Annotated in this window: 17 protein-coding genes; 11 read left to right on the top strand and 6 right to left on the bottom strand. The window is 38.7% G+C overall.

Annotated features, from left to right (window positions below):
- Positions 1-17: 17 nt before the first annotated feature.
- Entirely contained in the window at positions 18-656 is a 639-nt protein-coding gene (locus DP73_RS17160; protein WP_034601135.1) for a fumarylacetoacetate hydrolase family protein, read from the top strand.
- A 256-nt stretch (positions 657-912) separates the two neighbouring features.
- A complete protein-coding gene (locus tag DP73_RS17155; protein WP_034601134.1) occupies positions 913-1965 on the top strand; it encodes an HD-GYP domain-containing protein in 1053 nt (350 codons plus the stop codon).
- 32 nt (positions 1966-1997) lie between these two features.
- Here the strand turns inward: DP73_RS17155 and DP73_RS22140 are convergent, their stop codons facing one another.
- The 5 genes from DP73_RS22140 to DP73_RS17130 all read right to left on the bottom strand — a co-directional run bounded on the left by DP73_RS22140 (position 1998) and on the right by DP73_RS17130 (position 7758).
- On the bottom strand, positions 1998-4511 hold the full coding sequence (locus DP73_RS22140; RefSeq protein ID WP_052090796.1) for an HD domain-containing phosphohydrolase: 2514 nt from the start codon (positions 4509-4511) through the stop codon (positions 1998-2000).
- Positions 4512-4780: 269 nt separating this feature from the next.
- Positions 4781-4966, bottom strand: a complete 186-nt coding sequence (locus tag DP73_RS17145) for a ferredoxin (protein WP_034601133.1) — start codon at positions 4964-4966, stop codon at positions 4781-4783.
- Between the two features lie 54 nt (positions 4967-5020).
- Positions 5021-5830, bottom strand: a complete 810-nt coding sequence (locus DP73_RS17140) for a GDSL-type esterase/lipase family protein (RefSeq protein ID WP_034601132.1) — start codon at positions 5828-5830, stop codon at positions 5021-5023.
- 10 nt (positions 5831-5840) lie between these two features.
- Complete coding sequence (locus DP73_RS17135) at positions 5841-6854, bottom strand: ABC transporter permease (protein ID WP_242865792.1); 1014 nt, start codon at positions 6852-6854, stop codon at positions 5841-5843.
- Positions 6838-7758: an ABC transporter ATP-binding protein gene (locus DP73_RS17130; RefSeq protein WP_034601131.1), complete on the bottom strand. Its 921-nt coding sequence runs from the start codon at positions 7756-7758 to the stop codon at positions 6838-6840. The genes DP73_RS17135 and DP73_RS17130 overlap by 17 nt, the downstream gene beginning before the upstream one ends.
- Before the next feature lie 555 nt (positions 7759-8313).
- Here DP73_RS17130 and DP73_RS17125 point away from each other — a divergent pair.
- From DP73_RS17125 to DP73_RS17110, 4 genes are all read left to right on the top strand, one after another.
- Complete coding sequence (locus tag DP73_RS17125) at positions 8314-8640, top strand: YnfA family protein (RefSeq protein ID WP_205623410.1); 327 nt, start codon at positions 8314-8316, stop codon at positions 8638-8640.
- A 59-nt stretch (positions 8641-8699) separates the two neighbouring features.
- A complete protein-coding gene (locus DP73_RS17120) occupies positions 8700-9647 on the top strand; it encodes a 2-dehydropantoate 2-reductase (protein WP_034601130.1) in 948 nt (315 codons plus the stop codon).
- A gap of 344 nt (positions 9648-9991) precedes the next feature.
- On the top strand, positions 9992-10918 hold the full coding sequence (locus tag DP73_RS17115) for an arginine deiminase family protein (RefSeq protein ID WP_034601128.1): 927 nt from the start codon (positions 9992-9994) through the stop codon (positions 10916-10918).
- A gap of 292 nt (positions 10919-11210) precedes the next feature.
- Entirely contained in the window at positions 11211-12227 is a 1017-nt protein-coding gene (locus tag DP73_RS17110) for a potassium channel family protein (RefSeq protein WP_034601126.1), read from the top strand.
- A 110-nt stretch (positions 12228-12337) separates the two neighbouring features.
- Here DP73_RS17110 and DP73_RS17105 read toward each other — a convergent pair whose 3' ends face one another.
- Positions 12338-12664: a DUF1904 domain-containing protein gene (locus DP73_RS17105; RefSeq protein WP_034601124.1), complete on the bottom strand. Its 327-nt coding sequence runs from the start codon at positions 12662-12664 to the stop codon at positions 12338-12340.
- 235 nt (positions 12665-12899) lie between these two features.
- Here DP73_RS17105 and DP73_RS17100 point away from each other — a divergent pair, with 235 nt between their 5' ends.
- From DP73_RS17100 to DP73_RS17080, 5 genes are all read left to right on the top strand, one after another.
- Positions 12900-13310: a DUF2089 domain-containing protein gene (locus tag DP73_RS17100; RefSeq protein WP_034601122.1), complete on the top strand. Its 411-nt coding sequence runs from the start codon at positions 12900-12902 to the stop codon at positions 13308-13310.
- A gap of 56 nt (positions 13311-13366) precedes the next feature.
- Entirely contained in the window at positions 13367-13804 is a 438-nt protein-coding gene (locus tag DP73_RS17095) for a hypothetical protein (RefSeq protein ID WP_034601121.1), read from the top strand.
- The gene (locus tag DP73_RS17090) at positions 13794-14120 is read left to right on the top strand and encodes a hypothetical protein (RefSeq protein WP_034601120.1); all 327 of its coding nucleotides are present in this window, start codon (positions 13794-13796) and stop codon (positions 14118-14120) included. The genes DP73_RS17095 and DP73_RS17090 overlap by 11 nt, the downstream gene beginning before the upstream one ends.
- Positions 14121-14134: 14 nt before the next feature.
- Positions 14135-14473, top strand: a complete 339-nt coding sequence (locus DP73_RS17085) for a phage holin family protein (protein WP_034601271.1) — start codon at positions 14135-14137, stop codon at positions 14471-14473.
- Positions 14474-14759: 286 nt separating this feature from the next.
- A complete protein-coding gene (locus tag DP73_RS17080) occupies positions 14760-16073 on the top strand; it encodes an AarF/ABC1/UbiB kinase family protein (RefSeq protein WP_052090793.1) in 1314 nt (437 codons plus the stop codon).
- Positions 16074-16133 lie beyond the last annotated feature (60 nt).

The following is a 16133-nucleotide window of genomic DNA, read 5'->3' as shown; positions in this document are numbered from 1 at the left end:
CACAGCAGGAGGCGGGTATGCAAGAAATAAAAAACATAATTTGTGTTGGTCGCAATTACATTGAACATGCTAAAGAACTTAACAATCCACTTCCTCAAGTTCCGCTATTGTTTACTAAGCCAACCCATTCTCTAGTTGAGGCTAATGGAAGTGAAATAGTACTTCCTGGAGATAGGGGTGAACTTCAATATGAAGTTGAACTTGTATTCCATATTAACAGAAAATATGAGCCGGGAATTAGGCTTGAAGACCTAGTTGACAAAATAGCTGTGGGTATTGATTTTACATTACGTGATGTACAGTCAGAGCTGAAAAAGAAAGGTTATCCCTGGGTGATTGCCAAAGGCTTTAGGAATTCCGCAGTGCTTAGCTCTTGGCACCCTTTCCCAGGTCTAAAAGGGTTGATGGAGGTTGACTTTTCTTTGGAAAGGAATGGAGAAGAAGTTCAACGGGGAAATATTAAAAATATGATTTTTGACTTACAGACTGTTGTAGAGTATACGGCCCAAAATCTTGGACTTGACCATGGGGATATTATTTTTACTGGCACACCGGCAGGAGTGGGGGCCGTCCTTGACCAGGATTTTTTCTCGTTAAAATTAGCTGATCTTGAATTAGGAAGCTGTCTAATAAAACTCTTAAGGATCAACTCTTAAAAGACACCTCAAATAGCCCACGTCTTGAATATTAAGACGTGGGCTATTTGATATTGTGTTTTATGATAAAGTTATTAGACAAAAAGACCTAAAGGAGAATTCAATTACCATTTTTAATCACTAGTACTAATCAGTCTGCAAAAACGAAGTCTTTGCATGAAGGATATTGGAGATTCATGACGAAATACTATAGTGTTTAAGAAAAATGTGTCGATTAACCATGAAATGGTGACTATAAGGAAGAGAGGAAAAGGACTTGCGAGAAATCAGTGTTAAGCGCCTTAAAGAAGGAGATGTGCTAGCAAAAGAGATCTATTCCTCAAGTGGTAAGATACTTCTTGGCAAGGGCGTGGTATTAAAACCTCAGTTTATTGATAGATTAAAGCAAATGGAAATGTATAGTGTTTATATTGAAGACGATTTAACCAGTGATATAATTATTGAAGATGTTATATCGGATAAGCACCGCTTTGAGGCAATGAGTGCCATTGAAAAATCGTGCAAAACAATTCAAGATGACAAGAATAAAGAAATCAATATCAAAGAGGCAGTAAGTAACATTGTCCAAGATATTCTTTTTCAGAGAGAAATAATAATTAGCCTAATGGATATGCGAAACATGGATAATCAAGTTTATGCTCATTCTGTTAACGTCTGTGTATTATCATGTGTATTGGGTAAAGGATTGGGTCTCCCAGTGGAGAAGCTTAATGAGCTTGCTCAAGGTGCCTTGCTCCATGATGTGGGAATTGTGAATTTGCCTGCTGAGATACTTAATAAAAGAAGTAAGCTAACTGATGAGGAAAGAGAATTATATAATAATCATACCACTCAGGGCTATGAGCTGATTCGTAACAAAGCACAAACGAGTATTATTGTTGCTCATATGGCCTATCAACATCACGAATGGACAAATGGCAAAGGATATCCTCGACAATTAAAAGGTACTGCTATTCATCCCTTAGCGGAGATTGTTGCTATAGCGGATTTCTACGATTGTCTGATCCATGGGTCTCCGGGAATTCCCAGAGTATTACCCCATGTTGCTTGCGAAATACTTATGGCTAACGCTGGAGTGCGTTTTCGCAAGGAGCTAATCCATATCTTTTTACAATATATCGCTGCCTATCCTACCGGATACACGGTTAAGCTTAATAACGGAGATACCGGGGTTATTGTCGGACAGAATAAAGGACTACCTATGCGACCAATCGTGCGTGTTTTTGAGGGTAAACATCGCCAAGTGCGGGTTACGGAGTATGATTTAGCAAAAGAGCTAACTTTATTTATTAACTACGTAATTGAATAATTGTTATTGATATACAAATACAGCAGGAGAGCTTATAGCTCTCCTGCTGTATTTGTAGGATTAACTTGAATAAGTGATTCTTCATCTTCATGCAATATGGTCAAAAATTGCTCAACCATTTCAGGGTCAAACTGCTTCCCAGAACAGTTTTTGATTTCCAGAATTGCACTTTCTCTGCTCATTGCCTGCTTATAGTGTCTGGCATGTGTCATAACATCGAAGGAATCTACAATAGCCAGTAATCGTGAAAGCTTAGGAATGGCTTTTCCTATTAAACCTTGGGGGTAGCCAGAGCCATCGTATCTTTCATGATGAGATAAAATCTCAATAGCAACATGAGCTAGGTCAGGCGTCGAGACTGCAATACGATAGCCAATTTCAGAATGGGTTCTCATTATTTCCCATTCGTCTTTGGTTAGTTTATCGGGTTTCATTAAGATAGCCTCGGGTATACCAATTTTTCCGATGTCATGCAGAAGGCTTAATAAAGCTACCTCATCAAGTTCCTCTTGTGAAAGGCCCATTCTTTTACCTATTTGACCACACATTTGCGCAATTCTTTTAGTGTGTTCTTCTGTCTCAATATGTTTAGCATGCAGAGACTGTCCAAGCAAACTTAAAAGCGAATTCTTAGCACTGCGGCTCTCAAGAAGCTTATTGCGGTACATTCGTTCTTCCGCCAACTTTATTACTGAGTTTAAATCGGTATGCAGCCGATCTTTGGTAGCGCGACCCCAAGATAGACTAATTGTGGTTTGATAACCGGATAGATTTGCACACTCATTATTTATCCTCTCAAGTAAGTCATCTACATATTGAGCATCGTTGTCTTTAACAAAAATAAGAAATTCGTTACCGCTCCATCGGGCGGGAACTGCATTGCTGGTACAGCACTTATGAAGTATTACTCCGATATCATGTAGAAGCCGATCCCCTTCAAGGTGTCCAAAGGTATTGTTAATTAATTTGAGTCCATTAATATCCCCCATAATAATCCAATTATTGGAAGATGGGGATTGGTCGGCCTTTTTCATTAGAGATTCGATATAGGTTCGGTTCTTTAACGAGGAGATCATATCTGTTTGGCTTAAATAAAGGTTTTCTTCCTCGAAATTTTTACGCTGAGTTATATCTGTAATAGTACCGATTAAACGCCTTGGATTGTTAAAATCATCATATTTTACGACTTTTCCTCGGCATTGAAGCCATAACCAGTCTCCTGAATTATTTCTTACTCTGTATTCAATACTAAGCCTCTCAGCTTTACTATTCAAACAATCCCTCAAAGCCTCTTTAAAGCGGGGTTTGTCTTCTGGGTGGATTATATTCAGGACTTGATCATAATCTAGGTAGCCATTAAGGTTTTCGTATCCTAAATACAGTAATAAATCAGTGCTGACCTTGAATTTATTCATTAAGAGATCAGTGTCAAAATACCCATCGTTGGTTGCTTCCATAATTAGCCTGAAGCGTTCATCATTGGTTTTAATTTCTTTGTAGTAACAGTCTAATTCATGCAGCATATTATTGGCGCTTATTGCGAGATTTGATATTTCATCTTTGCCGGGTAAAGAGATTCGGTCTTCCATCGTCTTTTGGTTTCTAACAGTATTCATAAATCTATCTAGTTTTTCTATCCGACGAAATACAGAGAATTCTAAAACCAATAGGCAAATCACTGAAATGGTTAGAAAGGTTACACTGAATCCAATACCTGAGTAATGGATAATAGCCAGTCCTTCTCGATATATGGGTCGAGTAGAATTTAATTCCATAATAGCTGAAGAGTTATAGTTGGGATTATCAACTAATGCAAAAGTGGCTATAGAATCTGCTGTCTTTTTAATGTATATAACAGTGTCACCATAGGTGAGCCTTAAATCATTCTGTTTTAGGGCATTTAATAACTCAGAATCTTGAGTGCTATGTAATTTAACGTTAACCTTTAAGATTTTACTAAGATAATCTGTGAAATTTTCATCGATTAACTTGCAAAAGACGATTACTCCATTCGTTGGAACATCCATGTTGGATGTTGTTACAGGTGACATGGAAAAGAAAAATGGTTGTCCGGAAATTACTAATAGTCCTGTAAGGGGAGTAGGGCTTAATAGTAATTTTTTGAAATAATCATTTTTTTGAAAAGTGGCTAAAAATTCTTCTTTAACTGAACTCGCTAACGTTGCATCCATTCCATAAGCTTTTTCAAAAACTTCAACCCCATTAATATTATAAAAACCCATATAATTAACGTTCAAGAAAGCTAAAGTGCTATCTTGTAGGTTTACATCAATATATTTGCTATTACTACCTTCGAGATAGTAGAATGTATCATCCCAATAGGCCCAGTCCTTAACCGTACTTTCTAAGGAACCTTCTTCCCGTTCCATAATTGACATAGCACGGTCAAAATTCTGGCCGACAATTTCATTTTCAGTTTTATCAGCATAGTCCATGAATAGAAATCTAATTAAAAGACCTGAGAATAGTGCTATCAGAAACAGACCTGAAATCGCAATCAGAGAAATCTTATGCCTAACCTTCAATTGAATCACCTCGTGACTTTTCTGAAAAAAGTATTTGTTCTGCTATTTCTTCTACATTTTTCTTTAGATACCTCTTTTTATAGACATTCCATAATATTACTAAGTCTTAAAGGGAGGTTTGGTAAAGTTTGTCGTGATTACTGAAGGGTTAAGTTAGGGGAGCAGAGAATCTCTAAAGATAAAAGAAGTAGGTTTTTAATAGAAATAACCCTAGGTTAACCTAGGGTTTAAGGGGGATAGTCAGTTGTTTTGTTACAGGAGAAGGAGAACTATTCTAAAATTATTGCAGCTACTGGGCAACTCTTAGCGGCTTCTTTAGTTGATTGTTCGGCCTCATCAGGAACCGGATTCTTGTAGGCTTCAGCGATTTCATAATCATTCATTCGGAAAACTTGAGGGCAAATTGCTTCACAAGCACCGCAGCCAATACAGTCAGAACTTACGGTAGCGTACATAAATTCACGATCCTTTCTTATTAATTAGTCTTGTTAAGATAACCTAGAATTTACTTATAATCCTGCAATGATCATTTCCAGAGATCTACTAATTCTATTAGAAATAGCCTGATATCCAGCTGAATTGGGGTGTAGGCCATCTTGAGCTATAAATCTTCCTGTGTTGTACTTAAAAAGATCATAGGTCGGGATGAAAATTGCTTTACCGTCTGTTTCTACTAGCTGTTGAGTATTGAAGTTCCAGCTGTTTAGTAGTTGGGAATCCTCAAGATTTGTTACCTTTTCATAAGGGTTATACAAACCTAAGAAAATAATGGTCGAATTGGGGTTGGATTTTCGCAGTTCCTGGAAGGTTAACTTTAGGTTACTCAAGTATCTATCCAGCCTCACCTTGAATTCGTTTTCTTTATCAAAAGAATTCAGAGTGAGAATACTGCGGATATCGTTACCTCCAATTGAAACTAAGACTATATCTGTATGCGTAAGTTGTTGCTCAAGCCGACGGCTTTGGAGTTGTTCCAGTAATCCGGTGCTTTCCAGTCCATCAATTCCCACATTATCAGCAATAATTTCTTTAGAGGTATTGTTTTTAAGATACTCCGATAAATAGCCTGAAAAACCTTTGCTCTTTTCGTCTCCTGTCCCTTTAGCGACAGAATCTCCTAGGATGAGCATTTGGATAGTGTTTGGATTCTTGGAGCTTGGGGTTAAATCTGTTGTCGATTCAAGGGGTGCTGATTCCGAAGTTGGTTGAGGATTAGCCTGTGTTGTGACGAGGATAGCTTGGTAGAAACCGTTAGCTAGAATAACGAAGCCAACAAAGGCAATCACAAGAATTGAGTACCACATGCTTTTTTTGAACATTTTTTACTCCTTAGACTAAAATGTCTTTTTTTGTGAAGTAGACAAAACTTATTATGATTGAAGCAGAAGCCCATCCCAGCAGAACTAAGATTGAGAAAAGCAAAGTCATACCTTCGATAGGCTGAAAGGATCCTGATAAATAATCTGTCAGTCGTAGATTGACCATGAACATGTAGCGTGTGATTTTCCAATCAGAGAGAAAGTAACTTATAAAGTTACCCGCTACAAGGGTTGACATAATAATCCCGATTGAAGCTGCTGTACTTCTCACTAAGACAGAAATCATAAATGAGATGCTCCCTACAACAAAGGAAACAAAAAAGGCTAAAGAATAAACCATGAGAGTGTAGCGCCACTGGGGAACATTTAGGACTGAAGAAGTGTCTAACTTTCCAGCAACTAGTTTGAAACCAGTCGCCACAGGAGCATTCCATCCTCCGAAGCCAAAGAACAGGCCTGAAATAATTTCGGATAACACAAAAGCAAAAAATAGCACAATAATCTCTAACATAATTAACGTTAAGAACTTACTGAGCAAAACTTTCCATCTTGGTACGTTCCTGACGAGAAGAAGTTTAATAGTTCCGCTAGAGGATTCTCCTGACACCATATCTGAAGCTAACATAATGATAAGAAGAGGTAAGAATAAGAAAATCGATTGTTCCATAAATTTAGTGGTGAATTTTGCCGCGGACTGTTCCAATGGATTAATATCGTTATCAAGATTATATTGCAGTTGTTCTATTCTTACCCTGAGTGCTGACTTATCTTTCTCATCTCTATAAGGACTATCTAACCTGTTTTTGAGCTCGATCAGTTGCTGGTCAGCTATTTTGTGCCAGTCGGTAGTTGCACTAATTCCCATTCTTTGAGAAAGCTGAGTCTTTATTCTTTCAGAGGCATGGTGTTGACCATAAGCAAAAACTGAAATTAGGGCAACGAGTATTGCTATGACAAACAAGAGACGTTTCTTAGAAATCATTTTGATAACTTCATTTTCTATGAGACTAAACAATTTCGTCACCTACCGTTAGGTCTAAAAATAGGTCTTCTAAAGTATTACCCGTTGCAGAACAATAGGTAAGTGCCAACCCCTCAGTAATTAAAAATTCATTGAGTTTAGCAAGGGGATGCGGACCTATGTTAGCACTGATAGTATTTTTCTTTAACTGACTAGCTTGAATATTCCAATGCTCTCTTAAAAGCGAGATTGCCGTCTCAGGATCACTTAATTGCCACTCAATCTTGTCATTATCTTGGAGAAGATCTTGGATATTGGCTGTTTTGACGACACTTCCTTGTTTAATGATCGAGACGATATCACACATTTGCTGTATTTCTAAAAGTATGTGGCTTGAAACAAAAACAGTCATCCCTTCCTCATAGGCAAGTTTTCTGATTAGATTTCTAAACTCAGTAATTCCGGCAGGGTCAAGACCGTTAGTAGGTTCGTCCAGGATCAAGAGTTTTGGTTTTGAAATAATAGCTTGGGCAATACCCAGACGTTGGCGCATACCTAGAGAATAAGTGCTAACTTTGTCATTGACTCGATGTTGAAGCCCAACCATTTCTATAACATCTTTAATACGCTGCTGACTTATAGCTTTATTCATGGCAGCAAATTGAAGCAAGTTTTCCATGCCTGTTAAGTATTGGTACATGTCCGGGCTTTCTATGATGCAGCCGACATTGGATAAGGCTTTGACAAATTCGTGAGCAACAGAGTAGCCGCAGATTTTGACAGATCCTTCAGTAGGCTTTATTAAGCCGACGATCATCCGGATTGTCGTCGTTTTCCCGGCACCATTGGGCCCGAGGAACCCAAAAATTTGGGAAGGATAGAGAGTGAGGTTTATCCCTTTAACGATGTCCTTTCCTTTAATTGTTTTTCTTAAATTGGTCAATTCCAATACTGGTGGTTGCTGCATGATTTCTCCTTCATCAAGTGATTCTTAGCTTCAGATGGAGTTTGCCTAAGAGGAATACTTACTCCATCTGAAGCTTAGAAGAACTTATCCAGGGACGTAGCAGCCGTTATCTCATCCTCACCGCTAAAGTTGTTCTGTGTAGTTTGCGGTTCGGCGAAAGCAACCTGCGCCGTTATGCTTTTCTTTGGAGTAGGCGGCTTGGGCGAAACCCTCACCCGGGTTTCGTCACTGGATGCTTTCGTACTTATAGAAGATGGGAGTCTTACGGCTGGTAGTCATCGGATAAAACTTCTTGTTTGCTTATTTTAGAGAGGAATAGTATTCAGGGCTGATCTTCCTTTTATTATAATTAAAAACTATGTTAATAGGAAGTTTGAGTACTCTTATTTCGAATTTTTGATTGAGTCAATTTGCTTTGTATTAAGCTAAATGATCTATGCAGATAATGATGTTGATTTCACAGAGATAACGTTATATTGTTAAAGTACGACTTCTTTGTGGCACTTAGGCCTCTTTTTAATATGCGGCTACTCAAAAAGGAGGGAGAATATATTCATGCTTCAGGCTGGTTTTCTATTTGTTCTGGCGGGTTTGGCTGAAATAGGCGGAGGCTATTTAGTATGGCTTTGGCTCAAAGAATCTCAGCCTGTTTGGTATGGGGTATTGGGCGGATGCATCCTAATCTTATATGGCATCATACCAACTTTACAAAATTTCCCAAGCTTTGGGAGAGTGTATGCAGCTTATGGAGGGATATTTATTGTTCTTGCTGTTTTATGGGGATGGGCAGTTGATAAGAAAATTCCCGATACCTACGATTGGATAGGTGCTGCCATATGTATTGCAGGGGTTTCTGTAATGCTATGGGCTCCTCGTCCTTAATACATAAAAACAAAATAAAAGTTCTATCTCATTAAAATGAAAAGATCGGAGAAGATAGCGTGAAAATATTAGTCGTTGGATTAGGAGCTTTGGGTACAGTTTACTCTTGCCTACTGAGCTTATCTGGTCATGAGGTAACGGGATTAAGTAGAGCAGCAAGTATTGAAAGAATCAAGGAGAAGGGAGTCAAGGTATCTGGAATTTGGGGAGATCACTCTGTTAGGCTCTCTAACGTTGTAGCTAATGTCTCTGAACTTAGGCAGCAGACCTTTGATATGATAATTGTTACGGTAAAGTCCTTTGTCACTGAAGAAATTGCCCGGGAGATTGCGCCTCTAGTAGGAGATAAGACCTTCGTCTTCCTACTACAGAATGGGTATGGAAATTTTGAGGCTGCTGCTAAATCAATCACGGAGGAGAAGCTTCTTTTAGGACGGGTGATTTTTGGGGCTGAGACCTTAGCCCCTGGAGAGTCTAAAGTGACTGTCATCGCGGATGACGTAATTATTGGATCTCCTAAAAATCTTATTAACTCAGAGGTATTAGAAGAATTCGCTGAGATTTTCCGCAAAGCTCATATTCCCACAAAAGCATCTTTAGAAATTATGAAGTACATATGGGGAAAGATTATCTACAATTCCGCTCTTAATTCCCTAGGTTCCATCTTTGAAGTGAGTTATGGCCAATTAGCTCAGGAACCGGTTACACGTGACCTGATGAATAAGATTATTCGAGAAATCTTCGACTTGCTTAGGGCAAGAAATATTTCGATGTTTTGGCCCGATGCAGAAACTTATTTAGCCGATTTTTATGAGAAGTTAATTCCTCCAACTTCTGCCCACCATGCTTCAATGTTACAAGACATTCAGAACGGTCGTCGAACAGAAATAAAAGCATTAAATGGAGCGGTTGTTAAACTAGCTCACGAATCGAGGCTCTCAGTCCCTGTTAACGAAGTAATAGTGGCAATGGTGAAGGCAAAAGAAAGCTTTAGCCTACGGGACTAAAGGAGGATGCATAAACACCCTTAATATGTCAGTGAACTGACGTATTAAGGGTGTTTTTTTTAAAATTTTACTGTAAAACTGAAGCTGGCCCTTGGACAACATCATACATATTACCAAGAGATTGAGACACTACGGGGTCAGCAGCCTTAAGTGGATAATAAAGGCCTGCCAGCTGGGAGTAATTTATGTATGTTTTAGTCCCTATTGTACATCCTTTATGATATAACAAAAAAAGTGTAGAAAAGAGGTTGGTGGGCTTATGCACCCTATCCATCAAAAGAATATCTTTATGGCCGATAGTGTCGCTCTGGAGGCTTTTAACTTTGAGTTGGGATTGGGCTATTATGAGTAATTTAAAGCAAGAATATGGGAACGAAAAGTTAGCTCGCTTAAGGAAAGTTTTGCTGCATAACCCGGTTGAGTCTCTAGCTTCTGTTAATCTATCAAACTATAAATATCATTTATTCAATAACGTTCCGAAGGTTGATCAGTATCATAAGGAACACGAAGAATATGCTCAGTTGTTAAAAGCTCATGGTGTTGAAGTCTTGGAACTTAGAAATTTCGTCGGGAAAACGAAAGATTTATTAGAGAAACTTCCCAATTTGGCGTATCTTAATGATGTTGCAGTAATAACGAGTAATGGAGCAATTTTATCTAAGATGTGTCCGGGCACCAGAACCGGAGAGGAAGTAGTAGTAAAAGAAGTTCTGCATAACCTAAGTATCCCTATCTTTCACGAATTTGGAGATACTGACGAATTCGAGGGGTGTATGGCTTTTTCGCCAAGAACATTGATTATAGTTGACACAGAAAGACTGAAAACCAGTACCATAGAGAGCTTTTTTGCTAAAGCCCTAGAAATTTTTGAAGAAGTAATTTATGTGAAAACTCCTCAGGAGCGAAGGTTTATGCATGCCGATATGATTATTAATAGAATCGGCGAACAATTAGGAGTCTATTTTCCGCCAGCATTTCTGGAAGCATTTTTAATTACCAAACATAAGCGGGTAGAGATCAATGTCCGAGAGTTTTTTGCCGAACGGAATATCGAACTTATTGAACTGAGTGATGTAGAGCAGCAAAATTGGGGGTGCAGTTTTGTCACCTTACAGCCCAAGGTTATTATTCATTATGATATTGCCTTGAATAATCAGACAAAGAAACGCTTGCAGCAGCGTGGCGTTGATGTCATTGAGTTTCACCCTCAAGCACTTTTGGCTGGAGGAGGAAGTCTGCGATGTCTTACCTTAAGATTGTGGCGGGCTTAATTTTCGTAAGAAAGTGAATAAGGGGGGACGGTTTAGCGTTTAACTAAACCGTCTCCCTTTCTAAGTAGTTAATACTATGTAAGGATTGGCTATCATAGCAGTGGTATTTTATTGAGCTTTTTAAAGGAGAACTAGTGAAATTTGTAGAAGTATAGCATATAGCTTCCAGCAGGTTTTTAATCGAGATAAATATAAATATTCAAGCATCTATTAGAAATATGTTCTTACGAGAAAAGCCTGTGTTAAACTAATTAGTAAGAACCATAACATATTTTGTAGGAGGAAAAACCTTGTGCACTTTTTGCTTCGCTTATCAATGAAATTAGTGAAAATGAAGAATACAGCACTTGCAATTGGATTTATTGCTTTTGTACTGAGCGCATCAACATTTGCTTATATGATTGAGCCAGAGACATTTGAAACTTGGTTTAATTCTCTGTATTTTGTTTTAACAACGATGGCGACTGTTGGCTATGGTGATTATTCGCCAAGCACTTTTCCAGGAAAAGTGCTTACTATCTTCATTTATGTATTTGGAATTGGTTTGTTAAGTTTAGTCATTGGTAAGATTATCGATGCTGTTGCAGATTTTAATAGGAGAAGGGAGGCTGGGCGCTTGAGATATCAAGGCAAAAACCACGTTATCATAGTTAACTGGAGTAAAAAAGCACAATATGCGATAGAAGAAATTCTATCTACAGACCCCAATATTGAGGTTGTAATTATTGATGAGATTGACAAACATCCTTATGATAAACCTAAAATTCATTTTATTAGTGGTGATCCAAGTTCCATCGATATACTGGAACAGGCAGACATTAAAAATGCTCGTTCGGCAATCGTTTTTGCCGATGCAAGAATTGATGAGCCCTCTCTTGTTGATGGGAAATCGTTACTTTTAGCTTCAACTATAGAGAGTATAGCTCCAAAAGTACATACCACAGTTGAAATCATGATGGAGAAACATATTCAAAACTTCAAACACGTTAAAGTTAACGATTTTGTTCTCTCCCACGATGCTGTATCTAGATTAGCTGTAAGGTCAGCACTTAATGAAGGAAGCCTAGATATTTTCACCCAATTATTAAGTCGCCAAAAAGGAGCTGATGTCTATCACGTGACTATCAGACCTGAATGGAAAACATATGAGGATGCTTTTTTAGCCCTTATCAAGCAAGGGGCTACATTAGTATCAAACAAGAGTGATATGACAATAAACACTAAGTTAAATGAACCAATTCCAACAGATGCGAAATTATTTGCGATTTGTGATGTTGAAGTATACAAAAAAATTAACAATGTGAGATAAAATGAAGCACTTAACCTTAGGCTGATCAGATCCTCTCAAGGAGGGAACTTGAGATTCTCTTACACTATCCTTAATTTAATTAAGTTAATCAAAGTGCTCAATGGCCATATCTAAAAATGTTCGCCGTTTTCGTAATAGCGAACTTTATCTAAAACGGTAAACATAATATCTACGCTGGCGTACCCGGCTTGATTAATTATACGACTGATGGCTTGGGCAACTTGGTCTTGAATGTCTTGTCCGCGGTCAAACCAGGCAACTTCGATAAATGGATACCCCTGCACAACCTCCTCATCGAGGATGAAAGTAGAGTGAATCACTTCTAGAGTAAAGTCGTTCCTTGGAGATTGAATTAGTGCTGATAGCTCGTCGAGCATGATTTTACTTACCTTACGTATTGTGTCTGTCTCGATTCCTCGTATTTTTATTTGTGGCATAAATAGCCCCTCCTCATTTTAATTTGGTAACTAATGCAGCTAGTCTTTCCGAAGACGGGCTGCATTATAATTTTACTAGAGTTTCAATTAAGTTGCACCTATAAATACTCAACAGCTGACTTAATAATATTCATTGCCACCTTAAATAAATTAATGAACATATTGACAATATTAACAAATGGGTTTATTATCTAAGCACAGAAGTGCTTTTGTAATTTGATTAGAGGTGATGACCTTGAATTATAAGATGCCCCATCGGTGTCCGGTGTGTGATCAGGAAATGAAAATAAGTAAGCTTTCTTGTACACATTGTCCTACAAAAATCGAAGGAGAGTTTAGTTCCTGTAAATTTTGTCGGCTGCCAGCCGAACAATTAGTTTTCATGGAGGCATTTATTAAATGTCGGGGGAATATCAAAGAGGTAGAAAAAGAGTTAGGTATCTCCTATCCGACGGTAAGAAGTCGCTTAGATAGTGTCATTGAGGCCCTAGGTTATGGAGCTGAGAAGGGGAAAGAGAGTGATTATGAAAAGTCAAAGTCTTCTGAGGAAAGCTTGCGTAGACAGGAAATTCTAGAAGCCTTAGAACGAGGTGAGATATCGGCTCAGGAAGCTGCCCTTCAGATGAGAAAGTCAAGTAAAGATTAGAACTAGCTGGTTCAGCGTTGATTATAAAATTTTATTTTGAAAAGGGGAATGCAAAAATGAGCAGTGAAAAGATGAAGATTCTCGAAATGGTTCAAGAAGGCAAACTGACAGCTGTCGAAGGTTTGGATCTCTTGAAGGCTGTCGATGAAGGAAACTCATATAAAACCAGTACGCAGATTTTTGAGCGGGATTTTGTGAAAAAAGAGGGGGAACGTTTTTTACGGGTTCGTGTACAAGGGGAGAAGACACTTAAGGTTAATGTAAATGTTCCTTTGACTTTGATACGTTCTGCTTCAAAGATTGTGGTATATGCAATGAGTTTTGTGCCTGAGGATAAGAAGGCAGAGTTGGAGAAGAAAGGCCTAGATTTAACAGATCTGGATGTAGAAGGCCTTGCTCGAATAATTGAAGAGAGTCTTGATGGTAAGATTGTAGATGTAGAAGTGGCCGATCCCGAAGAGGGAAGAATCAAGGTTGAAGTGTATGTGGACTAAATCCGCTTTGTTTTTGCTGGTTCGAGTCAAAGTTCAAAAGCGTAGGGGATTCACCTTTCCCGTACCGATGTGGGTGGTTGATGAATTTCTCACAGCACTTACAGACTTAGTTTGGGTGGGGGAAATGGCTCTCAAACGAATTCCGCTTCCTAAAGATGAAACCTCGCGTCAGCATATGAGTTGGATTAAAAGTGTTTCTCCGAGTGGTATTATAGCTGCAACCCAGAGGGTTATCAAAGATTTATCTAAGCATAAGGGCCTGGACATAGTTGATGTTAAGACTTCAGAAGTTCAGGTGAAAATAAGCCTAAAATGAGTGGAGGTGAAGAGTTGAAACGAAAGATCTATCGTGTTCTAGTAAATGCACTGGCCTTTTTTATTGCGGCCCAATTCTTGCCTATGGTTGCATCAACTCCACTTCATTTCTTATGGGCAGGGATAGTTCTGGGTCTTGTCAATCTAATGATTCGGCCGTTGCTGATTTTACTGACTATCCCTCTCAATCTTTTAACTTTAGGAGTTTTTACACTTGTTATTAATACCTGGATGATTATGCTTACAAGTGGGCTGCTGCCGGGATTTTCTGTGCCGGGATTTGGAGTGGCTTTTCTTGTCTCGGTTATCGTGTCTTTGGCCAATTGGGTTTTTAAGGAAATGAGATCCGAATGACAACATAAAAGGAAGCGTAATGTCTGGCTAGCACCGAAGTCTTATGACTTTGGTGCTAGCCATTTTATTTTGCTACTCTGAAAAACCATCCGACAGGAGAGGGTTCTGACGGGCTCTGGAGGGAGCGTTTTTTAGCTCTGTTAACCCGTGGGAAGACGGTGTCTTCGTTATAGCGGCATGAGGGTCTACCATGAAAAGCATGAGTATTGTTAGGGATTAGCTCAGTAACATTATGTTTATCGTTCCATAACTATATAATAGCTTTGAAGAAACGGAGAGTTTCATTATGTTTGGAATACCGGAGAGACATATTGCTCGTTACTACGAGATCCTTTCCGTACTGCTTAAACATGGACTTGGTTACTTGTTTATCCCTGGAAATCTTAACAAAATAGAGCACAACGATTTAGCACTTCTCGGTGTTCATCTGAGAGGGGCATTAGGAGAACTTGGGGCAACTTTTATTAAGGTCGGCCAAATGGCGAGTACCCGATCTGATTTGCTTCCACTACCGATCATTAAAGAATTAGAAAAACTCCAAGATCGTGTTAATCCGCTGCCCATTAGTATAGTACGTCGAGTAGTCGAAGAGTCTTTAAAGGTTAACTTAGAGTCAGTCTTTAAACATTTTAATCCAATCCCAGTGGCTTCGGCCTCGATTGCTCAAGTGCATGAGGCAGTTTTGCATAATGGAGAGAAAGTTGCCGTAAAAGTGCAACGCCCATTCCTTCACGAAAGAGTTAAGACAGATTTGGAGATCTTCCAGGTGCTTGCAGAACGAATTGAGCTGAATACAAAGTGGGGTAAAGGCTATCCGGTTCGCTTGATAGTTGAGGAGTTTTCCGACACTATCATAAAAGAGTTGGATTTTGTTCATGAAGGAAAAAATGCAGAGAAAATCTTTAAACACAGTAAGAAGAACTCCAATATTGTGGTTCCAAAGATTTATTGGGAATTAACGAACTCTATGGTTCTTACCATGCAATATATCCCGGGGATCCCGTTACATCAAATCTCTTGTTCAGAAAAGCACTCTAAAAATGTTTGTAAAATTGCCAATCACTTAAGCAAAGCCTTCCTGCAGCAAATACTTCGGGAAGGATGCTTTCACGCTGATCCTCACCCAGGAAATATACTCATTCTTCCGGATGGAAAAATTAGCTTAATAGACTTCGGAATTATTGGGAATCTCTCAATCCCCATGAAGGCTCAGCTATCTTCATTGGCTTCTGGAATAATTCGTGGAGACGATGCTGTACTTTTAAAGACTCTTTATGAGATGGGTATAACATCATTCGTTGATCGGGATTCGTTCCAAGCGGATATTCACAACTTGCGCCATAAGTATTTAAGTCAAAAACAAAAGAAATTTACTATAGGAGAGAGTATCCAGGATTTTTTTGCCATCATCTCTAAGCATGAAATTCATATACCTCCCGAGTTTGTGCTTGTAGGCAAGACTTTTCTTACCTTGGAAGGAACTTTAAGAGATTTATGCCCTTCTTTAAGTCTGGTGGAACAGGCCAAACCATTTAGTAGAAGGTTTATCTGGAGAAGTCTCTGTGTTTCAAAATTATGGAAAATAATACTGAGGAGGTAGGGAGACAAACACTACTGCTCACTTAAGCACATATAAAAGTAGTAAAGATTTTAATCACTA

Source organism: Desulfosporosinus sp. HMP52 (genome assembly GCF_000765145.1).
Classification (GTDB): Bacteria; Bacillota; Desulfitobacteriia; order Desulfitobacteriales; family Desulfitobacteriaceae; genus Desulfosporosinus.
The sequence above is the reverse complement of the archived record's forward strand: the minus strand, read 5'-3'. Positions and strand labels throughout refer to the sequence as shown.